The 23,047-nt window shown below is 66.2% G+C and carries 35 protein-coding genes and 1 tRNA gene; 30 read left to right on the plus strand and 6 right to left on the minus strand.

Features of this window, described 5'->3' with window-relative positions; translation table 11 throughout:
- Nucleotides 1-64: 64 nt before the first annotated feature.
- A complete protein-coding gene (locus tag VB777_RS04545) occupies nucleotides 65-463 on the plus strand; it encodes a DUF1815 family protein (protein WP_197171721.1) in 399 nt (132 codons plus the stop codon).
- 53 nt (nucleotides 464-516) lie between these two features.
- Here the strand turns inward: VB777_RS04545 and recA are convergent, their stop codons facing one another.
- From recA to VB777_RS04575, 6 genes are all read right to left on the minus strand, one after another.
- On the minus strand, nucleotides 517-1,767 hold the full coding sequence (gene recA, locus VB777_RS04550; protein WP_231598188.1) for a recombinase RecA: 1,251 nt from the start codon (nucleotides 1,765-1,767) through the stop codon (nucleotides 517-519).
- A gap of 413 nt (nucleotides 1,768-2,180) precedes the next feature.
- Nucleotides 2,181-2,900, minus strand: a complete 720-nt coding sequence (locus VB777_RS04555) for an HAD family hydrolase (RefSeq protein ID WP_323247453.1) — start codon at nucleotides 2,898-2,900, stop codon at nucleotides 2,181-2,183.
- A gap of 81 nt (nucleotides 2,901-2,981) precedes the next feature.
- Nucleotides 2,982-3,053, minus strand: a tRNA-Gln gene (locus VB777_RS04560).
- Between the two features lie 151 nt (nucleotides 3,054-3,204).
- Nucleotides 3,205-4,962 (minus strand): AAA family ATPase, encoded by a 1,758-nt coding sequence (locus tag VB777_RS04565; protein WP_323247383.1) that lies wholly within the window; start codon nucleotides 4,960-4,962, stop codon nucleotides 3,205-3,207.
- A 96-nt stretch (nucleotides 4,963-5,058) separates the two neighbouring features.
- Nucleotides 5,059-6,147 carry an LdpA C-terminal domain-containing domain gene (locus tag VB777_RS04570; RefSeq protein WP_416238308.1) on the minus strand — a complete coding sequence of 363 codons (1,089 nt, stop codon included), beginning with the start codon at nucleotides 6,145-6,147 and terminating at the stop codon, nucleotides 5,059-5,061.
- 36 nt (nucleotides 6,148-6,183) lie between these two features.
- Complete coding sequence (locus VB777_RS04575; RefSeq protein WP_323247455.1) at nucleotides 6,184-6,645, minus strand: NAD(P)H-quinone oxidoreductase subunit N; 462 nt, start codon at nucleotides 6,643-6,645, stop codon at nucleotides 6,184-6,186.
- Nucleotides 6,646-7,091: 446 nt separating this feature from the next.
- Between VB777_RS04575 and rplC the strand changes: the two genes are divergently transcribed.
- The 29 genes from rplC (at nucleotide 7,092) to rpmE (ending at nucleotide 23,016) form a co-directional block, all read left to right on the plus strand.
- Nucleotides 7,092-7,739, plus strand: coding sequence for a 50S ribosomal protein L3 (rplC, locus tag VB777_RS04580; RefSeq protein WP_197157030.1), 648 nt, complete (start codon nucleotides 7,092-7,094; stop codon nucleotides 7,737-7,739).
- A gap of 11 nt (nucleotides 7,740-7,750) precedes the next feature.
- On the plus strand, nucleotides 7,751-8,386 hold the full coding sequence (gene rplD / locus VB777_RS04585; RefSeq protein WP_197157032.1) for a 50S ribosomal protein L4: 636 nt from the start codon (nucleotides 7,751-7,753) through the stop codon (nucleotides 8,384-8,386).
- A complete protein-coding gene (locus tag VB777_RS04590) occupies nucleotides 8,379-8,681 on the plus strand; it encodes a 50S ribosomal protein L23 (protein ID WP_323247386.1) in 303 nt (100 codons plus the stop codon). Before rplD ends, VB777_RS04590 begins: the two co-directional genes overlap by 8 nt.
- Nucleotides 8,682-8,696: 15 nt before the next feature.
- Entirely contained in the window at nucleotides 8,697-9,560 is an 864-nt protein-coding gene (gene rplB / locus VB777_RS04595) for a 50S ribosomal protein L2 (RefSeq protein WP_197157035.1), read from the plus strand.
- Between the two features lie 35 nt (nucleotides 9,561-9,595).
- Nucleotides 9,596-9,871: a 30S ribosomal protein S19 gene (gene rpsS / locus VB777_RS04600; RefSeq protein ID WP_197157037.1), complete on the plus strand. Its 276-nt coding sequence runs from the start codon at nucleotides 9,596-9,598 to the stop codon at nucleotides 9,869-9,871.
- A 4-nt stretch (nucleotides 9,872-9,875) separates the two neighbouring features.
- A complete protein-coding gene (gene rplV, locus VB777_RS04605; RefSeq protein ID WP_197157039.1) occupies nucleotides 9,876-10,235 on the plus strand; it encodes a 50S ribosomal protein L22 in 360 nt (119 codons plus the stop codon).
- Nucleotides 10,236-10,254: 19 nt separating this feature from the next.
- The gene (gene rpsC / locus VB777_RS04610; RefSeq protein WP_197157041.1) at nucleotides 10,255-10,983 is read left to right on the plus strand and encodes a 30S ribosomal protein S3; all 729 of its coding nucleotides are present in this window, start codon (nucleotides 10,255-10,257) and stop codon (nucleotides 10,981-10,983) included.
- A gap of 16 nt (nucleotides 10,984-10,999) precedes the next feature.
- Complete coding sequence (gene rplP / locus VB777_RS04615; protein ID WP_197157043.1) at nucleotides 11,000-11,461, plus strand: 50S ribosomal protein L16; 462 nt, start codon at nucleotides 11,000-11,002, stop codon at nucleotides 11,459-11,461.
- A 2-nt stretch (nucleotides 11,462-11,463) separates the two neighbouring features.
- A complete protein-coding gene (gene rpmC, locus VB777_RS04620) occupies nucleotides 11,464-11,673 on the plus strand; it encodes a 50S ribosomal protein L29 (RefSeq protein WP_197157045.1) in 210 nt (69 codons plus the stop codon).
- A 17-nt stretch (nucleotides 11,674-11,690) separates the two neighbouring features.
- Nucleotides 11,691-11,960: a 30S ribosomal protein S17 gene (gene rpsQ, locus VB777_RS04625; RefSeq protein WP_197157047.1), complete on the plus strand. Its 270-nt coding sequence runs from the start codon at nucleotides 11,691-11,693 to the stop codon at nucleotides 11,958-11,960.
- 13 nt (nucleotides 11,961-11,973) lie between these two features.
- Nucleotides 11,974-12,339: a 50S ribosomal protein L14 gene (rplN, locus tag VB777_RS04630; protein ID WP_197158907.1), complete on the plus strand. Its 366-nt coding sequence runs from the start codon at nucleotides 11,974-11,976 to the stop codon at nucleotides 12,337-12,339.
- 1 nt (nucleotide 12,340) lies between these two features.
- On the plus strand, nucleotides 12,341-12,697 hold the full coding sequence (gene rplX / locus VB777_RS04635) for a 50S ribosomal protein L24 (RefSeq protein WP_197157049.1): 357 nt from the start codon (nucleotides 12,341-12,343) through the stop codon (nucleotides 12,695-12,697).
- Between the two features lie 132 nt (nucleotides 12,698-12,829).
- Nucleotides 12,830-13,369, plus strand: a complete 540-nt coding sequence (rplE, locus tag VB777_RS04640) for a 50S ribosomal protein L5 (RefSeq protein WP_197158908.1) — start codon at nucleotides 12,830-12,832, stop codon at nucleotides 13,367-13,369.
- 20 nt (nucleotides 13,370-13,389) lie between these two features.
- Nucleotides 13,390-13,791, plus strand: a complete 402-nt coding sequence (gene rpsH / locus VB777_RS04645; protein WP_197157050.1) for a 30S ribosomal protein S8 — start codon at nucleotides 13,390-13,392, stop codon at nucleotides 13,789-13,791.
- A 16-nt stretch (nucleotides 13,792-13,807) separates the two neighbouring features.
- Complete coding sequence (gene rplF, locus VB777_RS04650) at nucleotides 13,808-14,347, plus strand: 50S ribosomal protein L6 (RefSeq protein WP_197157052.1); 540 nt, start codon at nucleotides 13,808-13,810, stop codon at nucleotides 14,345-14,347.
- Nucleotides 14,348-14,379: 32 nt separating this feature from the next.
- Nucleotides 14,380-14,745 (plus strand): 50S ribosomal protein L18, encoded by a 366-nt coding sequence (rplR, locus tag VB777_RS04655; protein WP_197157054.1) that lies wholly within the window; start codon nucleotides 14,380-14,382, stop codon nucleotides 14,743-14,745.
- Between the two features lie 15 nt (nucleotides 14,746-14,760).
- Entirely contained in the window at nucleotides 14,761-15,411 is a 651-nt protein-coding gene (gene rpsE / locus VB777_RS04660; RefSeq protein ID WP_197157056.1) for a 30S ribosomal protein S5, read from the plus strand.
- A gap of 8 nt (nucleotides 15,412-15,419) precedes the next feature.
- Nucleotides 15,420-15,872 (plus strand): 50S ribosomal protein L15, encoded by a 453-nt coding sequence (gene rplO, locus VB777_RS04665; RefSeq protein WP_197157058.1) that lies wholly within the window; start codon nucleotides 15,420-15,422, stop codon nucleotides 15,870-15,872.
- Nucleotides 15,873-16,009: 137 nt separating this feature from the next.
- Complete coding sequence (gene secY, locus VB777_RS04670; protein WP_197171717.1) at nucleotides 16,010-17,329, plus strand: preprotein translocase subunit SecY; 1,320 nt, start codon at nucleotides 16,010-16,012, stop codon at nucleotides 17,327-17,329.
- Nucleotides 17,330-17,418: 89 nt separating this feature from the next.
- Nucleotides 17,419-17,967 carry an adenylate kinase gene (locus VB777_RS04675; protein WP_322757700.1) on the plus strand — a complete coding sequence of 183 codons (549 nt, stop codon included), beginning with the start codon at nucleotides 17,419-17,421 and terminating at the stop codon, nucleotides 17,965-17,967.
- A 47-nt stretch (nucleotides 17,968-18,014) separates the two neighbouring features.
- Nucleotides 18,015-18,128 carry a 50S ribosomal protein L36 gene (gene rpmJ, locus VB777_RS04680; RefSeq protein WP_007100636.1) on the plus strand — a complete coding sequence of 38 codons (114 nt, stop codon included), beginning with the start codon at nucleotides 18,015-18,017 and terminating at the stop codon, nucleotides 18,126-18,128.
- A gap of 134 nt (nucleotides 18,129-18,262) precedes the next feature.
- Nucleotides 18,263-18,628 carry a 30S ribosomal protein S13 gene (gene rpsM, locus VB777_RS04685; protein WP_197157063.1) on the plus strand — a complete coding sequence of 122 codons (366 nt, stop codon included), beginning with the start codon at nucleotides 18,263-18,265 and terminating at the stop codon, nucleotides 18,626-18,628.
- Nucleotides 18,629-18,829: 201 nt separating this feature from the next.
- Nucleotides 18,830-19,222 carry a 30S ribosomal protein S11 gene (gene rpsK / locus VB777_RS04690; RefSeq protein WP_010311626.1) on the plus strand — a complete coding sequence of 131 codons (393 nt, stop codon included), beginning with the start codon at nucleotides 18,830-18,832 and terminating at the stop codon, nucleotides 19,220-19,222.
- A 56-nt stretch (nucleotides 19,223-19,278) separates the two neighbouring features.
- Nucleotides 19,279-20,217: a DNA-directed RNA polymerase subunit alpha gene (locus VB777_RS04695; protein ID WP_197157065.1), complete on the plus strand. Its 939-nt coding sequence runs from the start codon at nucleotides 19,279-19,281 to the stop codon at nucleotides 20,215-20,217.
- A gap of 46 nt (nucleotides 20,218-20,263) precedes the next feature.
- Entirely contained in the window at nucleotides 20,264-20,614 is a 351-nt protein-coding gene (gene rplQ / locus VB777_RS04700; RefSeq protein ID WP_197157067.1) for a 50S ribosomal protein L17, read from the plus strand.
- A gap of 115 nt (nucleotides 20,615-20,729) precedes the next feature.
- Entirely contained in the window at nucleotides 20,730-21,677 is a 948-nt protein-coding gene (truA, locus tag VB777_RS04705; protein ID WP_323247394.1) for a tRNA pseudouridine(38-40) synthase TruA, read from the plus strand.
- Nucleotides 21,678-21,875: 198 nt separating this feature from the next.
- The gene (gene rplM / locus VB777_RS04710) at nucleotides 21,876-22,328 is read left to right on the plus strand and encodes a 50S ribosomal protein L13 (RefSeq protein ID WP_197157071.1); all 453 of its coding nucleotides are present in this window, start codon (nucleotides 21,876-21,878) and stop codon (nucleotides 22,326-22,328) included.
- Nucleotides 22,325-22,726 (plus strand): 30S ribosomal protein S9, encoded by a 402-nt coding sequence (gene rpsI, locus VB777_RS04715; protein WP_197157073.1) that lies wholly within the window; start codon nucleotides 22,325-22,327, stop codon nucleotides 22,724-22,726. Before rplM ends, rpsI begins: the two co-directional genes overlap by 4 nt.
- A gap of 32 nt (nucleotides 22,727-22,758) precedes the next feature.
- Nucleotides 22,759-23,016: a 50S ribosomal protein L31 gene (gene rpmE, locus VB777_RS04720; RefSeq protein WP_323247396.1), complete on the plus strand. Its 258-nt coding sequence runs from the start codon at nucleotides 22,759-22,761 to the stop codon at nucleotides 23,014-23,016.
- Nucleotides 23,017-23,047 lie beyond the last annotated feature (31 nt).

Below are 23,047 nucleotides of genomic sequence, written 5' to 3' on the forward strand. Positions count from 1 at the left end.
CCGACGGCGCCCGCGAAAAACTGAAGAAAACATTAGGATTGCGCCACCGACCCGCTGGCCCGTCATGTTCCCGCGTCTGGCTGAGCAATACCGGACCCTCGTCCACGACCTGGTGATGAGCCTGCAGGCGCTAGCCCGCAGCCTCCAGGACCGGGGCTGTGTCGCCACCTGCTACGTGTGTGGCGATGGCAGGGATGGTCATGGAGCCTCGTTCGTGGCCGACCTGGGCGACAACCACACAGTGCGTTTTCTCGTGTCTGACTTCGGCATCACCTGGGTCGAATCCCGCGACGGGCACGAACTGGTGAAGCTGGAAGGTGCCGAAGCCATTCAGGAGCTGCAGCGCGTCACCCAGATCCTGCAGCAGCCTGAGCCCACTCCGATTCACTCCGTTCTGAAGTCCGGCGGTCCTCGTCATCGCGGCTCGCGGGCCGCCAGCGAGCCGATCGAAACGGCCGCCTGAATCGCAACGGCTGAAGGTAAGGCTGGCCAGGTGGCCCCTGGCGCCCCGGCGGGTCAGCCGCCGGTGGCCGCAGGAGCTGTGCTGCGCGAGGAAGATCGGGTTCCAGCCGTGGCACCTGCAGGGGACCCGGCCGCCGCAGGAGCATTCAACTCAAGCGGTGCAGCGCCAAGATCCTCGACCAGGGCGCGGGCCGGATCATCGGACAGGTCAGCGCTCAGCTTGGCTGCCGCCGCCAGGGGCCGCAACGAGTTGGCCGTCACCTCCGATCCTTCCGTGAGTTTCTGGCGGGTGATCGCCTCGATCCGCTCCTTCTGCTCGGGGTTCTGCTCCAGCCAGATGATGGTGTTATCACGGCCCTGGCCGATGTTGTCGCCCTCGTAGCTGTACCAGGATCCCTTACGCGTCACCACCCCGATTTCCTCGGCCAGATCCAGCAGGCAACCGAGGGTGCTGATGCCCCGGCCGAACAGGATGTCGAACTCGGCGATGCGGAAGGGTGGAGCCACCTTGTTCTTGGCCACCTTCACCTTGGCGCGAATGCCGTATTCCTCGGTGCCGCGCTTGAGCGTCTGGATCCGGCGGATGTCGAGCCGCACCGAGGCGTAGAACTTCAGCGCATTCCCACCGGTGGTGGTTTCGGGATTGCCATAGGTGACACCGATCTTTTGCCGCAGCTGGTTGAGGAAGATCACCGTGCAGCCGGACTTGCCGATGTTGCCGGTGATCTTGCGCATCGCCTGACTCATCAGGCGGGCCTGGCTGCCCACCGCCAGATCGCCCATCTCTCCCTCAATTTCGGCCCGGGGCGTCAACGCCGCCACCGAATCGATCACGACGATGTCGACGGCGGCTGAGCGCACCAGCTGGTCGACGATCTCCAGGGCCATCTCACCGGTATCCGGCTGGGAGACCAGCAGGTTCTCGATATCCACTCCGAGGGCCGCGGCGTAGACCGGGTCGAGCGCATGCTCGGCATCAACGAAGGCCGCAACGCCACCGCGGCGTTGCACCTCGGCGATGGCATGGAGCGTGAGGGTGGTCTTGCCGGAACTTTCAGGGCCATAGACCTCCACCACCCGGCCCTTGGGATAGCCGCCCCCCAGAGCCAGATCCAGGGTCAGGGCGCCGGTGGAGACGGTTTCCACCCGCATGCGGGAGGCGTCGCCCAGTCGCATGATCGAGCCCTTGCCGAAGTTGCGCTCGATCTGGTTCAGCACCAGGCCCAGCGCCTTGTCACGCTCGCTGGCGGAGCGGGCCTCGAGGCTGCGGGAGGCGGCGGACACGGCCTTGGAGTCAGGGGTCATGGAAAAAGCGGCGAGAACAGGCCGGTGCGATCGGAACGGAGACGGGGCGCCGCACAACGTGCGACAGAGAAGGCGGCAACGCCAGGAGCAGGGTCAGCGCCAGGGCAAGGCGAGCATCAGAGAGCGTGGCGGGTACACACAGTGACCCAGACAGACAGTCGCGGATCCAGAGACGATGACAGCGGCAGACGCCGCGGCAGTGGCAGACGCCGCGGCAGTGGCAGAAGCAACGCCAGGGGCAGTGCCAGAACCAAGGGCAGTGGCAGAGCTAGAACGACAGAGTCGGCTCCACACCATCAGTGCCACCTGAAACGGCCGGTGTATCACGGCCGATGCGTCAGCGACACCGCGATCGCTGCACCCACTGCACAACTCCAACCACTGCGCCAACACGCCCAAGCCCAGCCTCCAGTCTAGTACGGGCGTACTGTAGCGAATCCGGGCCAGCGCGCCAGCGGTGCGGCGAAGGACTCCGGGGTCAGCAGGTCGATGCCCTGGGGCAGTGCGCAGGCGTCGTCGGGGCCGAGATAGCCCCAGCTCACCAACAGGCAGACCACCGCCTCAAGACCGGGCGTGGCTCGCACCTGTTCCAGGGTTGGACGCCGATCCTCCAGAAATCCGATCGAGGCCACCTCAGCCCTCAGGCGCAGCAGCACATCCGGCTTGCTGCCCTGTTCATGGCCGTAGACGGCGCGGGGTTCGAGAGCGGCAGCGGCCAGCAGCTCGGCGGCGAAGGCCCCGCCCTTGGTGGTGAGCACGGCCCAGTCAGCCCCCTCCAATGCCAGCCGGCGCAACCGCTCCGGCACCCCGGGGTAGAAACGATGCAGAGCCAGCCAGGCCTGCCGATCGTTGGCAATCGCCTCGCTGCGGACCTGTTCGAGCGCCTGCTGCAGTTGCGGCGCCCTCCAGCCCCGCCGCTCCAGGGTCGGTGGCAGAGACGCGGCATAGTCCTGAAGCAAGGCTGCCAGATCCAGGTCCGAACGGCCGAGCTCGGCGGCCATCAGCACCATCTCCCAGCCCTTGTGGATCAGGGGCCGCAGCTGCAGAAAGCCGGCAGGGGCCTGCTCAGGAAGACAGAGCGAAGGATCCAGCCGCAGGGCGGCCCGGCGGGATGACCACCAGTACTCGGCCATGCCATCCACCAGCACACCGTCGAAATCGAAGACGAGTAATGGGGTCGGGGAAGGCGAAATCGCCACAACAGACTGAAAAAACTGGGCCGCTAGGATTCGAACCTAGGAATGGCGGGACCAAAACCCGCTGCCTTACCACTTGGCGACGGCCCAAAGCGCTCGAGCGAGGCAGTTCGGGAGCAGGGACTCCGAAGCGGCGATCGTCGGTCGGCTCCGGCCTTGAGCCGGTGCTCAGATAGTTACCCACAGCGCCCGGTCCTTCGTCAATCTCCCGGCCGCAGCACCGGGCCAGGCCGCACTCCGATCAGGCCGGGAACACCCGCAACCGCTGCTCCAGGCCGCGGCCGAACACAGCACTGCGCAGGCGATAGCGACCCACCAGCTCGGCCTGCATCTGCCGCACGCGCTCACTGCGGGGCAACAGCTCCACGGGGCGGCCATGGGGAAGCACCACCTGCTCCACCGCCAGGCGGCATTCCTCCAGGGCCGCCAGGGCATCGTCGTGAGCGGCACTGCCGTGCCCCAGCCTCGATCGTGGCCCTTCCAGCTCACCGACCGACGCGTGAACCGGGCCGCGCCGGTGGCGCTCCAGCAGGCGCTCGACACCACGCTGCACCTGGGCGAGCGTGTCGGACTTGATCACCAGGATCGGCAGCCCCAGCCGCTGGGCCTCACGGCGTCCCTCCGGATCGCGGCCGAGCTGCTGACGCACGCTCAGCACCACATCGGCCTGCTCGAGGCCATCCACCAGCTGCAGCGACCAGCGGCGGCTGCGCTGCAATTGCTCCAGCAGGTGGCGGCTGATGCCGATCGGCAGCAGCCGCAACGGCGCCTGTACCGGCGCCACCGACTGCGGGTCCAGCTCCGGGTTCAGCTCCGGGTTCAGCTCCGATTGCGAGTCCGGGTCAGCGAACTCGGCGGGGGTCGGCGAGACGGCCGCAGAGCGGCGATGCAGAACCGGTTGGCGGGGATCGGGCAGCGGCACCGGAGCAAGAGCCGCTGCCTTCGGACGATGGGGCGCCACGGGTCCCCGGGCTGGCGCGGGGGCTGACTCCTGCCAGTGCACCTGTCCATCACTGCCCAGCTCACGGATCTGGGGGCGGGCGCTCTGGCCCCGCAGCATCAGATCCACCGTGCCGGCCACATCCCGGTGGATCAGCCAGCGGCTGCGGCTGTGCATCTCCACCGCCAGGGGGAAGGTGGGTTCAGCCGCCCGCTCCAGCACCGTCTTCTGGCTGCGGCGGCGGCGGGCCTCCTCATCGCCGAGCGTCACCGACTGGATTCCCCCCACCAGGTCGGAGAGGGTGGGGTTCTTGATCAGGTTGGCCAACGCATTGCCGTGGGCCGTGGCCACGAGCATCACGCCCCGCTCGGCGATGGTGCGGGCGGCCTGGGCCTCGAGTTCGGTGCCGATCTCATCGATCACGATGACCTCCGGCATGTGGTTTTCCACCGCCTCGATCATCACCTGGTGCTGCAGTTCCGGTCGAGCCACCTGCATCCGCCGGGCCCGACCGATGGCGGGATGGGGGATGTCGCCGTCACCGGCGATCTCGTTGCTGGTGTCGATCACCACCACCCGCTTGGCCAGCTCATCGGCCAACACCCGGGCAATCTCCCGCAGGGCGGTGGTCTTGCCCACGCCGGGCCGGCCCATCAACAGCAACGACTCTCCGGAATCGAGCAGATCCCGCACCATCGCCACGGTTCCGAACACGGCGCGGCCCACCCGGCAGGTGAGCCCCACCACATCGCCACTGCGGTTGCGGATGGCGCTGATGCGGTGCAAGGTGCGCTCGATGCCGGCCCGGTTGTCGCCACCGAAGGGACCGAGCTGATCCAGCACGGCCGCCAGATCGCCGCGGCTGATCGCCCGGCTGCCCAGGTCGAGCGCCCGGCCGGGATAGCGGGCCTCCGGCACCCGACCCAGATCGAGCACCACTTCCAGGAGCTGCTCATGGCCGTCGATCGCCAGCAGGGATTCCTGGACCACCGGCGGCAGCACCTCCAGCAACCGGTCGAGATCGTCGGTGGTGCGCCGGAGCAGGGTCGGATCGGCCACAGGGGCAGGGAGGCCGGCTGGTAGGGACGGACGGCAGACCTCGATGCCCGTTCTAGCCAGCAGTTCCGGCCCGGCGTCCGCCGGCGGATCTGGGGATCAGGAGGCTGGCGGCAACCAGGGACGCACCAGCGCGTCAGCAAGCGTCAGGGCCTGCGGCCAGAGGTCGCCCTCCTCCAGCAGCGGCCGCTGGCGGCTGGCCGCCTCCTGCAGCAGGGGTTGCAGCAGACGGCGGGCCACACTGCCGAAGGCCACACCGGCGGCGCCAGCCCGGCGGCGGCCCAGACGCCGACCCAGGGCCTCCAGCCGCGGCAGGGTGCCGTCATTCGTGCCGCCGGCAAGCTGCAACGGCCCGGGAGGAGCCAGAGGAGTCAGGTCCTCAAGCAGGCGCACGGCGGCATGAGCGGTGCCATCACCCACATCCCCGCTCATCGGACGGCCATCCAGCTGCCAGAGCGGCCGAAAACCGCAGGACCGCAGCGCCGCATGGCGCTGCCAGAGCTCAGCCGCCAATGATTCGGGCCCAGGCGGCGCAGGAGGTGGCGACTCCCCCGCACCCCCTGCCCCGCTGCACACGCCTGCACCCCGCTCCAGGCCACAGCTCACCGCCAGGCGCCGCAAGGGGACGCCACTGCGGTCCACCTCGGCGAGACGCTGCCGAAACGCCTCACCGCGGCCGGCCTGGGTGTGAATCTCCACGGCATCGGGTTGGAGCTGGGCGAGCAAGGCGGGCACCAGGGCACCCTCCACCGTTTGAGCCCTCTCCTCGATCAGCCCAAGCGGACAGGTCGGCAGGCAGCGACCGCAGCCGTAACAGCGGCTGGTGATGACGCCGCCGGAGGGCCCGATGGCGAGGGCAGGACAGACGCGTTCGCAGGGGCGCGGGCAGTCCGCAGGACAGCGAGCGGGATCGAACCAGGCCTTGCGGAAATGGGGATCGTCCCCATCACTGAGGCTCACCATCAGCCAGGGCTGTGCGGCACCGCGCTCACGGGCCCAGGCAATCCCACGCCGTGCGGCCGACACCACGGCGGCATCCGCCGCCAGATCCAGGCAATGCACCCCGGCGAGGGTGTAGATGCCGGCCAGATCCTCAAGGGCGCCAAGATCCTGATTGCTGGCACCGCCGATCCACTTGACCCAGTACCCGCCGGCCAGGGCACGATCAGGAAGGGCCAGGGGGTCCAGCCGCACCCTCAGCCCCGCAGGGAAGATGGCTGGAGCTCAGCCATCCGCCAGCTCGGCCAGGGGCTGCCAGCGCAACGACCTGGCACCGCCCATCTCCACCACGACCTTGAAGCGCGGCTCGCGCCGGCTGAGCGCCACCAGGGAGGCCAGTTCGGCCTTGGAGAGCACGGCCCCCTCCAGCAACCAGAGCAGGATGGGTGCCTCGCCTTCCAGCAGGCTTCCCAGCTGGGGCATCACCCGCTGCACCGCGCCAACCGCCGCGCCGCGGCCAACGCTCTGGTGACCGAGATGGGGCGGGCGCACACCATGCAGTTGGAAGAGGTAGGCCTCGGGATCTCCGAGGCCGCGGGCCGTGGTGAGCTGAGCCCGGTAGCCGGCCGCCCGCAGACGCCGCAGCAAGCGGGTTTCGGAACCACCTTCCAGGGGCACGAACAAGGCAAGGGCGCCGGCGTTCTCCAGGTCCTGTCGGAAACCGCGGCCGGTGAGCAGCAGGGGCATCGGAGCGGGAGGAACGGTGGCAGACACCAGTCTGACAGCCCTGGAGGCAAGCGGCAGAGGATCCGGGAGGCCGCTGCGCCAGATCCAGGCAGAGCTCAACAGGGTCATCTCAACCAAATGCTATATTGATTTCTTGTGCTGCAGATCTGTGCCCGTCCGCTAGCCGGGCCTCCAGAGCTCTGCACAAAGCTCGCCCGTGGAGGTGAGCTTCCCGGCCAGTGCGGCTCCAGCAGCGATTATCGCTGTGCGATCCGCCGGGAAACTGCTGACAGGAGCGGCTCTGTTCAGAGCCGGACCACTCCCGCCGCAAGTCCCAGCCCGCTGATTCGCTTCGCTAGCCCCGGCCTCCGGCCGTTTCTGCGACATCCCGAATTCAGCTTCACCGCTTCACCGGTGCCTTGCGGCACGGGGGCTGCGGTGGTCCTGCTGGCGTCGTTCCCCTTCCTATGTCCATCGGCATTCTTGGGAAGAAACTGGGCATGTCCCAGTTCTTCGACGAAGAGGGCAGATCCATCCCGGTCACCGTGATCGAGGCTGGTCCCTGCCGCATCACCCAACTCAAAAGCGACGGCACCGACGGTTACACCGCCGTGCAGGTCGGTTTCGGCGAGATTCGCGAGAAGCTCGTCAACAAGCCCGCCAAGGGCCACCAGATCAAATCCGGTGACCAACCCGTTCGCCACCTGCGCGAATACCGCGTCGACAACCTCGACGGTCTTGAGTTGGGCAACCCCATCACCGTCTCCGATTTCGAGGCGGGCCAGAAGGTCGATGTGAGTGGCGACACCATGGGTCGTGGCTTCTCCGGCTATCAGAAGCGCCACGGCTTCAGCCGCGGCCCCATGACCCACGGTTCCAAGAACCACCGCGAACCCGGCTCCACCGGTGCCGGCACCACGCCGGGCCGTGTCTACCCCGGCAAGCGCATGGCAGGCCGCTACGGCGGCAAACAGATCACCACCCGTGGCCTCACCATCCTCAAGGTGGATGCCGAGCGCAACCTGCTGGTGGTCAAGGGTTCGGTGCCCGGCAAGCCCGGCGCCCTGCTCAACATCCGCCCGGCCAAACGGGTGGGCGCCAAGGCCGCGACCTGAGGAGGAGAACCATGGCTGAATGTGTTGTTCGCGATTGGCAGGGCAAGGAAGCCGGCAAGGCTTCACTTGAGCTCAAAGTCGCCAAGGAAACGTCCGCCGCCGATCTGGTGCATCGCGCCGTCGTGCGGCAACTGGCCCATGCCCGGCAGGGCACGGCCAGCACCCTGACCCGGGCCGAAGTGGCCGGTGGTGGCCGCAAGCCCTACAAGCAGAAGGGCACCGGCCGCGCCCGTCAGGGTTCGATCCGTACACCCCTCCGCCCGGGCGGTGGTGTGATTTTCGGCCCCAAGCCGCGCAGCTACAACCTGGCGATGAACCGCAAGGAACGTCGCCTTGCCCTGCGTACCGCCCTGATGAGCCGTCTCGATGACCTCATCGTGGTGAAGGGCTTCGGTGCCGAGCTTGAGGCCCCCAAGACCCGTGAGGTCACCGCCGCCCTGGGCCGTCTCGGCATCGAGGCTGGCCAGAAGGTGCTGCTGGTGCTGGATGGGGCCAACGAGGCGGTGCGCCTGTCGGTGCGCAACCTCGAAAAAGTGAAGCTGATCGCCGCTGATCAGCTCAACGTGTTCGATCTGCTCAATGCCAAGAAATTGGTGGTGGGTGAGGAAGCACTCGAGAAGATTCAGGAGGTCTACGGCGATGGCTGAACGATTTGCAGGCCGGCTCGCGGATGTGATCCGCCGGCCGCTGATCACCGAGAAGGCCACCCGGGCCCTCGAGCTGAACCAGTACACCTTTGAGGTGGATCACCGCGCCGCCAAGCCCGACATCAAGGCGGCGATCGAATCCCTCTTCGACGTCAAGGTGGTGGGTGTGAGCACGATGAATCCACCACGCCGCACCCGGCGGGTGGGGCGATTCGCCGGCAAGCGCGCCCAGGTGAAGAAAGCGGTGGTGCGCCTGGCCGAAGGCAATGCCATCCAGCTGTTCCCTGAGTCCTGAGGGGTCTGAAACACCATGGCAATCCGTAATTACCGTCCCACCTCTCCCGGCACCCGCACCCGGGTCGCGACCGACTTCGCTGAAGTCACCGGTCGCGGCCGTGAACGGGGTCTGGTGGTGGCCAAGCACCGCCGCAAGGGCCGCAACAACCGCGGTGTGATCACCTGCCGCCACCGCGGCGGCGGCCACAAGCGTCTCTATCGCCTCGTCGACTTCCGTCGCGACAAGCACGGCGTGGTGGCGAAAGTGGCGGCGATCCACTACGACCCCCACCGCAACGCCCGTCTGGCGCTGCTCTTCTACACCGATGGTGAGAAGCGCTACATCCTGGCGCCGGCCGGCATCCAGATCGGTCAGCAGGTGGTCTCCGGACCCGAGTCCCCGATCGAGACCGGCAACGCCCTGCCCCTGTCGTCGATCCCGCTGGGCTCAAACGTCCACAACGTCGAGTTGTACGCCGGTCGTGGCGGCCAGATGGTGCGCACCGCCGGTGCCAGCGCCCAGGTGGTGGCCAAGGAAGGCGACTATGTCGCCCTGAAGCTGCCGTCCACTGAGGTGCGCCTGGTGCGGCGTGAGTGCTACGCCACCCTCGGCGAGGTCGGCAACTCCGAGATGCGCAACACCAGCCTCGGCAAGGCCGGCCGCAAGCGCTGGCTCGGTCGTCGTCCTGAGGTGCGTGGCTCGGTCATGAACCCCTGCGACCACCCCCATGGTGGTGGTGAGGGCCGTGCCCCGATCGGCCGCTCCGGCCCTGTCACCCCCTGGGGCAAACCGGCCCTGGGCCTCAAAACCCGTAAGCGGAACAAACCCAGCAATCGGTTTGTGCTCCGGAAACGTCGCCGCACCTCCAAGCGGAGCCGTGGCGGACGCGATTCCTGATGTAACCCACCGCTTTGCTCTCCGCTTAAACCGCTATGGGACGTTCACTCAAGAAAGGTCCGTTCATTGCAGACAGCCTTCTGCGGAAGGTCGAAAAGCAGAACGCCGCCGACGACAAGTCCGTGATCAAGACCTGGTCACGCGCTTCCACCATCCTGCCGATGATGATCGGCCACACCATTGCCGTTCACAACGGCAAGAGCCATGTGCCGGTCTACGTGACCGAGCAGATGGTCGGTCACAAGCTGGGGGAATTCGCCCCCACCCGCACCTTCCGGGGCCACATCAAGGACAAGAAAGGAGGTCGCTGACGCCATGGCCAACATCACCCCCAACAGCCCAGCCCTGGCTCACGGCCGCTACATCCGCGGTTCCGTCTCCAAGGTCCGTCGGGTGCTCGATCAGATCCGCGGCCGCACCTACCGCGAGGCGCTGATCATGCTCGAGTTCATGCCTTACCGCTCCACCGGCCCGATCACCAAGGTGCTGCGCTCCGCAGTGGCGAATGCCGAGCACAATCTCGGTCTCGATCCGGCCACCCTGGTGGTCTGCCAGGCCAGCGCCGACATGGGTCCCTCCATGAAGCGCTTCCGGCCCCGCGCCCAGGGTCGCGCCTACGCGATCAAGAAACAGACCTGCCACATCAGCATTGCTGTGGCTGCTCCCACCACCTGACCCCCGAGGACACCGAACGATGGGACACAAGATCCATCCAACCGGACTGCGCCTGGGGATCACCCAGGAGCACCGGTCCCGCTGGTACGCCCCCAGTCGTACCTATCCCACCCTCCTGCAGGAGGACGACCGCATCCGCAAGTTCATCCACAAGAAATACGGCTCTGCCGGCATCAGCGATGTGCTGATCTCGCGCAAGGCCGACCAGCTCGAAGTGGAACTCAAGACCGCACGCCCCGGCGTGCTGGTTGGCCGCCAGGGAAGCGGTATCGAGGATCTGCGCAGCGGCATCCAGAAGACCCTCGGAGATACGAGCCGTCAGGTCCGCATCAACGTGGTCGAAGTCGAGCGGGTCGATGCCGACGCCTTTCTGCTGGCTGAATACATCGCCCAGCAGCTGGAGAAGCGTGTCGCGTTCCGCCGCGTGATGCGCATGGCTGTCCAGCGCGCCCAGCGCGCCGGCGTGCTGGGCCTGAAGATCCAGGTGAGCGGACGCCTCAACGGCGCCGAGATCGCCCGGACGGAATGGACCCGTGAAGGTCGTGTGCCCCTGCACACCCTGCGTGCCGACATCGACTACGCCACCAAGGTGGCCACCACCACCTACGGCGTGCTTGGCATCAAGGTGTGGGTGTTCAAGGGCGAAGTGCTTCCGGGCCAGCAGGAGAAGCTCCCCGTGGGGGCAGCCCCGAAGCGCCGGGCCAGCCGTCGGCCCCAACAGTTCGAAGACCGTTCGAACCAAGAGTGATCAGGAGGCCTGAACCATGCTGAGTCCACGACGCGTCAAATTCCGCAAACAGCAGCGGGGCCGCATGCGCGGCACCGCCACCCGCGGCAACACCATCGCTTTCGGGCAATTCGCCCTGCAGGCCCAGGAATGTGGCTGGATCACCTCCCGCCAGATCGAAGCCAGCCGCCGAGCGATGACCCGCTACGTCAAGCGGGGCGGCAAGATCTGGATCCGGATCTTCCCCGACAAACCGGTCACCATGCGCCCCGCTGAAACCCGGATGGGTTCCGGTAAAGGCAACCCGGAATTCTGGGTGGCGGTGATCAAACCCGGCCGCATCCTCTTTGAGATGGGTGGTCCTGAGATCACCGAAACCATTGCCCGGGAGGCCATGCGGCTGGCGCAGTACAAACTGCCCGTCAAAACCAAGTTTCTGAGCCTGGCCGATCAGGAACCTGCAGACCAAGACCAGGCCGCCATCGCAGTGGAGTCCTGATCATGGCCCTTCCCGACATCGCCGAGGTGCGCAAGCTCACCGAGGGCGAGATCACCGAACAGATCGACGCCACCCGGCGTTCCCTGTTTGATCTGCGTTTCCAGCAGGCCACCCGCCGCCTGGAACATCCGCATCGCTTCAAGGAAGCCCGCATCAAGCTGGCTCACCTGCTCACGGTGCAGAGCGAGCGTCAGCGCTCCAGCGCCTCCTGATTTCCTCCCCCATTCCCATGGCACTCAAGGAACGGGTCGGCACCGTCGTCAGCGACAAGATGGATAAAACGGTGGTGGTCGCGGTGGAAAACCGCTTCCCCCATCCCATCTATCAAAAGACGGTCAGCCGCACCACCCGCTACAAAGCTCACGACGAAGGCAACGCCTGCCGCGTCGGCGATCGGGTCCGCATCACCGAAACCCGCCCTCTCAGCCGCACCAAGCGCTGGATGGTGGCCGAGGTCCTGTCCACCACCGGTGCCGCCCCGGCCCCCGGCAGCAACTGAGCAGGACATCCCGATGATTCAACAGGAAACTTTCCTCAACGTCGCTGATAACAGCGGCGCCAAGCGCATCCAGTGCATCCGTGTGCTGGGCACCAACCGTCGCTACGCCCATGTGGGTGATGTGATCGTTGCCGCCGTCAAGGACGCCATGCCCAACATGGGCGTCAAGAAGTCGGATGTCGTCAAGGCCGTGGTGGTTCGCACCCGCGCCACCCTGCGCCGCGAAACCGGCAACGCCATCCGCTTCGACGACAACGCCGCCGTGATCCTGGGGACTGACAACAATCCCAAGGGAACCCGCGTGTTTGGCCCCGTGGCCCGCGAACTGCGGGAGCGGAACTTCACCAAGATCGTGTCCCTCGCTCCGGAGGTGATCTGAGATGGCCACTGCCACCCCCAAAGTCAAGCCCCAGACGCGCATCAAGATGCGCATCAAGAAGGGCGACACCGTGCAGGTGATCTCCGGCAAGGACAAGGGCAAGACCGGCGAGGTGCTGCGCACCCTGCCGATCGAGAACCGCGTCATCGTGCAAGGCATCAACCTGCGCACCCGCCACGTCAAGCCCACCCAGGAGGGCGAAACCGGCCGCATCATCACCGAGGAAGCTTCGCTGCATGCCTCCAACGTGATGCTCTATTCCACCGACAAAAAGGTGGCTAGCCGCGTTGAAATCGTGGTGGAGCCCGACGGCACCAAAAAGCGCCGCCTCAAGAAGACCGGCGAAGTTCTCGACTGACCTGCGCCGCCTGCAGCCAAGGCCACACCTCTGGCTGGAAGCCTTTACAGCTAACGCTTCACCCTCCACTCCATCTTCCCGATCCCTTCCGCCTTCTGACCCCGACCAGAAGTGCATTCCCCTCCCCCCGTCATGTCACTCAAACAGCGCTACCGGGAGACGATCCAGCCCAAGCTGCTCAAGGATCTGAACCTGTCCAACATTCACGAAGTTCCCAAGGTGGTGAAAGTCACCGTCAACCGGGGCCTCGGTGAAGCCGCCCAGAACGCCAAGGCCCTGGAGGCCTCGATCGCCGAGCTGGCCACGATCACCGGTCAGAAGGTGGTGGTGACTCGCGCCAAGAAGGCCATCGCCGGCTTCAAGATCCGTCAGGGCATGCCAATCGGCGTGGCCGTCACCCTCCGGGGTGAGCGCATGTACGCCTTCCTTGAGCGTCTGTTGAACCTGGCCCTTCCCCGGATTCGCGACTTCCGCGGCGTCAGCCCCAAGAGTTTCGACGGCCGGGGGAATTACACCCTGGGGATCCGGGAACAGATCATCTTCCCCGAAATTTCCTACGACAAGATCGACGCCATCCGGGGCATGGACGTCACGATCGTGACTACCGCCCGTAACGACGAAGAGGGCCGGGCCCTCCTCCGCGAGATGGGGATGCCGTTCCGTAGCAACTGAGCCCTCTTCCGGACACGACCATGGCCAATCACGACCCGATTTCCGACATGCTCACCCGCATTCGCAATGCGAGTGAGAAGCGTCACCAAAGCACCAAGATTCCCGCCTCCCGCATGGCGCGCAGCATCGCCAAGGTGCTGCAGCAGGAAGGTTTCATCGCCGAGATCTCCGAAGCGGGTGAAGGCGTTGAGAGCCATCTCGTGCTCGAACTCAAGTACAGCGGTAAGCACCGCCAGCCCACGATCCGCTCCGTGCAGCGGGTGAGCAAGCCCGGCCTGCGCATCTACAAGAACACCCGCCAGCTTCCCAAGGTGCTGGGCGGCCTGGGTGTGGCGATCATCTCCACCTCCAAGGGTGTGATGAGCGACCGTGACGCCCGCAAGCAGGGCGTCGGCGGCGAAGTGCTCTGCTACGTCTACTGATCCGGGAGTTCGATTCATGTCACGTATTGGTAAAGCGCCCATCCCCGTTCCCGACAAAGTCGCCGTGAGCCTTGAGGGGCTCACCGTGACCGTGAAGGGTCCCAAGGGAGAACTGAGCCGCACCCTGCCGGAGGGCGTCAGCATCGCCCAGGACGGCAACACTCTTCTGGTGAGTCCCGTCAACGAGAGCCGCCGCTCCCGTGAGCGCCATGGCCTCAGCCGCACCCTCGTCGCCAACATGGTGGAAGGGGTCAGCCAGGGCTTCACCCGCAAGCTCGAGATCGTCGGCGTGGGCTACCGCGCCGCCCTTCAGGGCAAGAAGCTGGTGGTGAGCGCCGGCTACAGCCACCAGGTCGAGATGGTGCCCCCCGACGGCATCAGCTTCACCGTGGAGAACAACACCACCGTGCTGGTCTCCGGTGCTGACAAGGAAGTGGTGGGCAACGAAGCCGCCAAGGTGCGCGCCATTCGTCCGCCGGAGCCCTACAAGGGCAAGGGCATCAAATACGAGGGCGAGCGCATCCTGCGCAAAGCCGGTAAGACCGGCAAGAAATGAGGTCTGCCTGAGCGTCGTTACCCCGTACTTCCATGTCCACCGTCTCCCGCAAACAGCAGACCCAGAAGCGCCATCGCCGTCTGCGTCGCAATCTCACTGGCACCGCCGAGCGTCCGCGCCTGGCCGTGTTCCGCTCCAACAATCACATCTACGCCCAGGTCATCGACGACTCCGCCCAGAACACCCTCTGTGCGGCTTCAACCCTCGATAAAGACCTTCGTACCAGCATCACGGCCGCCGGCACCTGCGAAGCTTCCGTCGTCGTCGGTCAGCTGGTCGCCAAGCGTGCCCTCGCAAAGGGCATCCAGCAGGTGGTCTTCGATCGCGGCGGCAACCTGTACCACGGCCGGGTCAAGGCCCTGGCTGACGCCGCCCGGGAAGCGGGCCTTCAGTTCTGATCCCTGCTCTCAACCATGACCGAAACCAACGATCAAGTTCAATCCAACGCCATCCCGGGCGCAGCTGATGTTCCCGCTGCGGCCGAAGGCCAGCAGCAGGAACAGCGCCGCGGCGGCCGCAGTGACAACCGGGGCGACCGCAAAGGGGGCCGGGGTCGCGACAACCGTCGTGGCCAGGAGCGCGACTCCGAGTGGCAGGAGCGCGTCGTTCAGATCCGCCGGGTCTCCAAGACCGTCAAGGGCGGCAAGAAGATGAGCTTCCGGGCCATCGTCGTGGTCGGCAACGAGCGCGGCCAGGTGGGCGTGGGTGTCGGCAAGGCCGGCGACGTGATCGGTGCCGTGCGCAAGGGCGTTGCCGATGGCAAGAAGCACCTGGTCAAGGTGCCCCTCACCCGCCACAGCTCGATCCCCACTCTCAGCAACGGCCGCGACGGCGCTGCCAGCGTGCTGATCCGCCCCGCCGCTCCCGGTACCGGGGTGATCGCAGGCGGCTCGATCCGCACGGTGCTGGAACTCGCCGGCATCAAGAATGTGCTGGCCAAGCGCCTGGGCTCCAAGACGCCGCTCAACAACGCCCGTGCCGCCATGGTGGCCCTGCAAGAGCTGCGCACCCACAAGGAGACCGCCAAGGAGCGTGGCATCTCCCTCGAGCAGATCTACTCCTGAGGCCATCCATGTCGCTCAATCTCCAATCTCTCAAGCCCCAGGCCGGCTCCCGCCGTCGCAAGCTCCGCAAGGGCCGCGGCATCGCCGCCGGCCAGGGCGCCAGCTGCGGCTTCGGCATGCGTGGTCAAAAGTCACGCTCGGGTCGTCCCACCCGCCCTGGCTTCGAGGGCGGTCAGATGCCCCTGTACCGCCGGGTGCCGAAGCTGAAGCACTTCCCGCTGGTGAACCCCAAGTTCTTCACCGTGGTGAATGTGTCCCGCCTCGCCGATCTCGCCGCCGGCAGCGTCGTGACTCTCGACTCCCTTACGGAAGCGGGCATCGTGACCAGCCCCAAGCATCCCCTCAAGATCCTGGGCAACGGCGAGCTCACCGTGAAGCTCACCGTCCAGGCCGCCGGCTTCACCGCCAGTGCCCGCCAGAAGATCGAAGCCGCCGGCGGCAGCTGCGAGCTGGTCGACTGACCAGCCGCATCCGCAACCCTTAGGGTCAGAGCCGTCTGTCAGCGCCTTACGGCCCGACAGACGGCTTTTGCTTTGTCCGGCCAACGCCAGGGTTTCCCTGACACCCTGGTCCTTCCCCCCCTTTCCCCTTCCTCGCCATGCTCGTCAGCCGGGGCCGCAACCCCAGTGCCGGAGAAATCCTCAGCCAGTTGGTGCAGGCCAAAGGTCTGCGGGACCGGGTGCTGATCACCCTGGGCCTGCTGTTGCTCGTGCGTCTCGGGATCTACATCCCCGTACCGGGCATCGACCGGGTCGCTTTCCAGGAGTTCCTGCAGCGGGGCGGACAGCTGATCGGCTTTCTGGACATCTTCACCGGCGGCGGTCTTTCCACCCTCGGGGTCTTTGCCCTCGGGATCCTGCCCTTCATCAACGCTTCGATCATCCTGCAGTTGCTGACCGCAGCCCTGCCGCAGCTGGAGGATCTTCAGAAGAACGAAGGTGAGGCCGGGCGCCGCAAGATCGCCCAGATCACCCGTTACGTGGCGCTGGGCTGGGGCATTCTCCAGAGCACGGTCTTTGCCCTGATCCTGCGGCAATACGCCCTGCCGGGGATCAGCGAGCCGGTGTTCGTGATCCAGACCTCCCTGGCGCTGGTGACGGGCTCGATGGTGGTGATGTGGATCAGCGAGGTGATCACCGAGCGCGGGATCGGACAGGGGGCCTCCCTGGTGATCTTCGTGAACATCGTCGCCACCCTGCCCCGGGCGCTCGGATCGACGATCGAACTGGCTCAGAGCGGCGACCGTTCCACCGTGGGCGGCATCGTGGTGCTGGTGCTGGTGTTTCTGGTCACGATCGTGGGCATCATCTTCGTGCAGGAGGGCAGCCGCCGCATCCCGATCGTGAGCGCCAAACGCCAGGTGGGAGGAGCCAATCTGCTGGCCGCCCGCCAGAGCTATCTGCCGCTCAAACTCAATGCCGGTGGCGTGATGCCGATCATCTTCGCCTCGGCCGTGGTCTTCCTGCCGCTCACGATCGCCAACGTGACCCGCAATCCCTGGCTGATCCGCATCGCCGGCTATCTCAACCCCAACAGCAGCACCCCCTGGCTGTATGCCCTGCTGTTTTTCGCCCTGATCTGCGGCTTTTCCTTCTTCTACGCCTCTCTCACGGTCAATCCCGTCGACATCGCCAGCAACCTCAAGCGCAGCGGCGTGGCGATTCCCGGCGTACGCCCCGGGTCTGCCACGGCGCTGTATCTCAGTGGTGTCCAGAATCGACTCACCCTGCTGGGCGGCCTCTTTCTGGGGGCCGTGGCGATCATTCCCTCCGCCGTGGAAGGCGCCACCCAGGTGCGGACCTTCCAGGGGCTGGGTGCCACCTCACTGCTGATCCTGGTGGGTGTGGCGATCGACACCGCCAAACAGGTACAGACCTACGTGATCTCCCAGCGCTACGAAGGTCTGGTGCGGCAGTAGTTCATCAGGCCAGGACGACTTGCCCCCCCCTTGTGTGTTCCGTTCCGCCCGCCGCTCCAGCGACGGGGTTCACCATCTGACGATCCGCCATGAAGCAACGTCTCCTCTTCCTCGGTCCTCCGGGTGTGGGCAAAGGCACCCAGGCGCAGCAGCTGGCAGCACGCCGCGAGCTGCTGCATCTCTCCACCGGCGACCTGCTGCGCAGCGAAGTGGCGGCGGGCAGTGAACTGGGCCGCGAGGCGGAAGCGGTGATGGCCCGGGGCGAGTTGGTGAGCGATGCCCTGGTGCTGGCGATCGTGCGCAACCGTCTTCAGGACCACACGGCCGGGTGGCTGCTGGATGGCTTTCCCCGCAACACGGCGCAGGCAGCGGCGCTCGGTGAGCTGCTCGAGGAACTGCAGCAGCAGATCGAACTGGTGGTGCTGATGGAGCTCGATGACGACCTGCTGCTGCAGCGGCTGCTCTCCCGTGGCCGCGTGGACGACAACGAGACGGTGATCCGCCATCGCCTCGAGGTGTATCAGGCCCAGACGGCCCCGCTGATCGACCATTACCGCAACCTGGGACTGCTGGAATCCGTGGAAGCCTCGGGAACGGTGGAGGAGATCGCAGAGCGGATCGAAGCCCTGGTGGGTTGACCCTTGTGATAGGGTGCTCGTTTGCAAAATCGGAGAGCCCACCGCCCATGAAGGTGCGTGCCTCAGTCAAGAAAATGTGCGAGAAGTGCCGGGTGATCCGCCGCCACGGCCGGGTGATGGTGATCTGCACCAATCCCAAGCACAAGCAGCGCCAGGGTTGAGCCATCCGGCTCCTCCCTACTCCACGAGCTCTGCGGATCCGCCCCTGCGCTGATCCATCCTTTCCTCCCCGACCCGACCGTGGCCGTGCTCACTGCACCCCATCGGGTCCTTTGCCCATTCGAACGTTTCATCTGTGGCTCGGATTGCCGGTGTCGATATCCCTCGCGACAAGAGGGTCGAGATTGCTCTCACCTACGTCTATGGGGTCGGGCTGACGCGGGCCCAGCAGATCCTGGCCAAGACCGGCGTTGACCCTGACACCCGTGTCAAGGACCTCAGCGACGCCGATGTTCAGAAGCTGCGGGGCGCCGCCGAGGGTTACACCCTCGAGGGTGACCTGCGCCGCCAGGAGGGCATGGCCCTCAAGCGTCTGCAGGACATCGGCTGCCTGCGGGGCCGCCGCCATCGCGCCGGTCTGCCGGTGCGTGGCCAGCGCACCCGCACCAACGCCCGCACCCGCCGCGGTGCCCGTAAAACCGTGGCCGGCAAGAAGAAGTAAGACGCGACACCGCTCCTGCGGCTCCGCTCCCTTCTCGTCCATCTCCCCACCCTGCCGCCCTTCGCCGCTGCTGCTTCGGCCGCAACGGCAACCCGAATCGCACCAGCCAGGTCGCCTGGCGGCCGCATCGGTTCATCGGGCGTCACCAGGGTGTTCCGTTCAGTCCTCCGATCACCTCCCTGCAACCGCAGGGCCTTTGCCATGGCCAAGCCAGCCAAGAAATCCGGCGCCAAGAAAACGAAGCGCAACGTCCCCAACGGCGTCGCGCACATTCAAAGCACCTTCAACAACACGATCGTCTCGATCACCGACACGGCCGGTGAGGTGATCTCCTGGTCGTCCGCCGGGGCCAGTGGCTTCAAGGGCGCCCGTAAAGGCACGCCGTTCGCTGCCCAGACCGCCGCTGAAGCCGCCGCACGCCGGGCCCTCGAGCAGGGCATGCGCCAGATCGAAGTGCTGGTGCGTGGCCCAGGCTCCGGCCGTGAAACCGCGATCCGCGCCCTGCAGGTGGCCGGTCTGGAAATCACCCTGATCCGTGACGTGACCCCCCTGCCCCACAACGGTTGCCGTCGTTCCAAGCGCCGCCGCGTCTGACCCGTCGTTAGCCCAGCCGCTCGCGGCGTCCGTTCCCACTCCCGACCCTTCAGACCGTGCTCCACTACCAGATCGATCGGATCGAGCATCAGATCGCTGACGACCGTTCCCAGACGGGGGTGTTCCTGATCGGCCCGTTGGATCGGGGTCAGGCCACCACCCTCGGGAACGCCCTGCGCCGCGTCCTGATCGGCAGCCTTGAGGGCAGTGCCATCACTGCCGTGCGGATCGCCTCCGTCAACCACGAATACGCCACGGTTCCAGGCGTCCGTGAAGACGTTCTCGACATCCTGCTCAATTGCAAGGAGATCCCGATCAGCAGCCGCAGCCGCGAGCTTGAGATCGGTCGACTGGTCATGAACGGCCCCGCCACCGTGACCGCCTCCGACCTGCAGTTCTCCTCCCAGGTGCAGGTGATCGACGGCCAGCGGCCGATCGCCACCGTGGCCGAAGGCCACAGCCTTGAGATGGAAGTCCATGTCGAGCGCGGCGTCGGCTATCGGCCCGTCGATCGCCACAGCGAAGACACCAGCGCCATCGATCTGCTCCAGATCGATGCCGTCTTCATGCCGGTCAAGCGTGTCAACTACACGGTCGATGAGACCGCCGTGGGCGAAGGCGGTTCCGCCCGGGAGCGGCTCCGCATCGAAATCGAGACCAATGGCAGCATCACGCCGGATGACGCCATGGCCCAGGCTGCCAACCAGCTGATCGCCCTGTTCCAGCCTCTGGCCAGCCTCACCATGGCGGAGGAACCCGGTCCGGAGATCGAGCCTTCAGCCGAAGCCCAGATTCCGCTCGAGGAACTCAATCTCTCCGTGCGGGCCTACAACTGCCTCAAGCGGGCCCAGGTCAACTCCGTGTCCGACCTGATGGGCTTCAGCTACGAAGATCTGCTGGAGATCAAGAACTTCGGCTCCAAGTCTGCCGATGAAGTGATCGAAGCCCTGGAGCGCATCGGCATCTCCCTGCCCCAGAGCCGCACCACCGCCTGAGCCGCGGCATCCCACCCCGTTCCGTCCCTGTCCGAGCTTTTCCGTCATGAGACACCAGTGCCGAGTGCCCATGCTGGGCCGTCCCGCAGACCAGCGCAAGGCGCTGCTCCGCGGCCTCACCACCCAACTGATCCGCGAAGGTCGCGTCACCACCACCAAGGCCCGTGCCAAGGCCCTGCGTGACGAAGCCGAGCGCATGATCACCCTGGCCAAGGACGGCACCCTGGCGGCCCGCCGTCGGGCAATCGGCTACATCTACGACAAGCAGCTGGTCCACGCCCTGTTCGACAAGGCCCAGGATCGCTACGGCGACCGCAACGGCGGCTACACCCGCATCATCCGGACGGTTCCCCGCCGCGGTGACAACGCCGAGATGGCGATCATCGAACTGGTCTGAGCCTGGCGGTGGTGCCGACGCGCCCCCAGCCCAATGCTGCGTTCCCCCTTGGCCGCGGACGCCTGAAGGCCTCCGCGGTTTTTTGATGGCCTGATTCTGTCCAGCGGAGCCGCTGATGACCGGCTTGAAGTCGAGCGCACCACCCAGTGCTTCCGCCAGCACGGCCGATCAGACTGACACCGGATCCGCCAACCGCGAAGCGACCAACAGCGAAGCCACCAGCGGCGAACACCGCCGCCGGATCGCCCTCTGCCTGCAATACGACGGAGCGGCCTTCTGCGGCTGGCAACGCCAGCCGCGACACCCCAGCGTTCAGCAGACCCTGGAGGAGGCCATCGCCAGCCTGGATCCACCCAGCCTGGATGCACAGCGACCGGTGCGAACCATGGCAGCGGGCCGAACCGACAGTGGCGTCCATGCCGCCGGCCAGGTGGCGCACTTCGAAACCAGCGGCCCCATCCCGGCTCAGCGCTGGCCCAAGGCCCTGAATGGCCGCCTGCCGGCCTCCATTCGGGTGGTGGCCGCCGCCGAGGTGCCGCTGACCTGGCATGCCTGCTTCAGCGCCACCTACCGGCGCTACCGGTACACGATCCATAACGGGCGCACCCCCAACCTCTTCCTGGCCCCCTGGACCTGGCACCGCTACCAGCAGCGGCTCGACGAGCAGGCCATGGCCGACGCCCTGGCGGGCATGCTCGGCGACAACGACTTCTCCGCCTTCCAGCGGGCCGGCAGCAGCCGCCCCCATGCCCGCACAACCCTGCAGGAGGTGATGGTGGATCGGCAGGGAGACCTGGTGGTGGTGGAGATGCAGGCCACTGGCTTCCTCTACGGCATGGTGCGCCTGGTGATGGGGCAGCTGGTGGCCGTGGGCGAGGGTCAGCTGAGCGTGGATGGCTTCTCGCGGCGCTGGCGCCAGCAGGCGCGCGAACAGGTGAAGGAAGCAGCGCCGCCCCAGGGGCTCTGCCTGCTGCGGGTGGGCTATCCGGAGGAGGTGTTCGTCAAGAGTGCCTGGTACGATGGTCAACCGCGGTTTGCCTTGGCGATCCCCGATTCGCCCTGACCCCAGTCGATCAGCCTGATCGACCGGGATTGGGGGGATCAGCAGGCGATCATCCAGCCCCGCCTTCTCTGCAGCCGCCACTGCGCGCAGCCGTGCCTGACCCCATCAGGGTCAATATCGGTGACGCGGTAGGTTGACTGTTGAACTGTCCTGCCCCATCCGCCGCGATGGGCCCAACCCATCCGGCCTGCCGGTGCGATGAACAAGACATCCCTTCCTTCCATCGATTCCCTGGATCGCCAGTGGTACGTCGTCGACGCTGAGAATCAGACTCTTGGCCGTCTCGCCAGCGAAGTGGCTCAGGTGCTGCGGGGCAAGAACAAGCCCTGCTACACCCCCCACCTCGATACCGGCGATTTCGTGATCGTCATCAATGCCGAGAAGGTGAAGGTGAGCGGCAACAAGCCCACCCAGAAGCTCTATCGCCGCCACTCCGGTCGCCCTGGTGGCATGAAGACCGAAACCTTCGCCCACCTGCAGGGCCGGATTCCCGAGCGGATCGTGGAGAAGGCGATCAAGGGCATGCTGCCCCACAACGCCCTGGGCCGCCAGCTGTTCCGCAAGCTGAAGGTCTACAAGGGCATCGATCATCCCCACGCCGCCCAGCAGCCCCAGGCTCTCGCCCTCGACCCCGCCACTTCCGCCCAATGAGCAGCAATTCCGTCGTCTACTGGGGCACTGGTCGCCGCAAGACCGCCGTTGCACGGGTGCGCATTGTTCCCGGCACCGGCAGCGTCACGATCAATGGCCGCCCCGGCGATAACTACCTCAACTACAACCCCGTCTACCTGGCGGCCGTCAAGGCTCCCCTGCAGACGCTGGGTCTTGAATCCGATTACGACGTCCTTGTGAACGTGCGCGGTGGTGGCCTCACCGGCCAGGCCGACGCCATCAAGCAGGGTGCCGCCCGTGCCCTCTGCGACCTGTCGCCGGACAACCGCAAGCCCCTCAAGACGGAAGGCCACCTCAGCCGCGACCCCCGCGCCAAGGAGCGCCGCAAGTACGGCCTCAAGAAAGCCCGCAAGGCTCCCCAGTTCTCCAAGCGCTGATCTTTTCTGTTCGCACTGCTCTGTTCGCAGCCATGCCCAAGGCCGACATCCACCCCACCTGGTATCCCGATGCCAAGGTGATCTGCAATGGAGAGGTGGTGATGACCACTGGCTCCACCCAGCCCGAACTGCACGTCGACGTGTGGAGTGGCAACCACCCCTTCTACACCGGTACCCAGAAGATCCTCGACACCGAGGGCCGCGTTGATCGCTTCATGCGCAAATACGGCATGGGCTCCACCGACACGGCTAAGGTCGATGTCTCCAAGAAGGATGCAGCCCAGGCCTGAGGCTTTCCTTCAATCTGCTCCACTCAGCCGG

This window comes from Synechococcus sp. CCY9202 (assembly GCF_034931685.1).
In the GTDB taxonomy this organism is placed as follows: domain Bacteria; phylum Cyanobacteriota; class Cyanobacteriia; order PCC-6307; family Cyanobiaceae; genus CBW1002.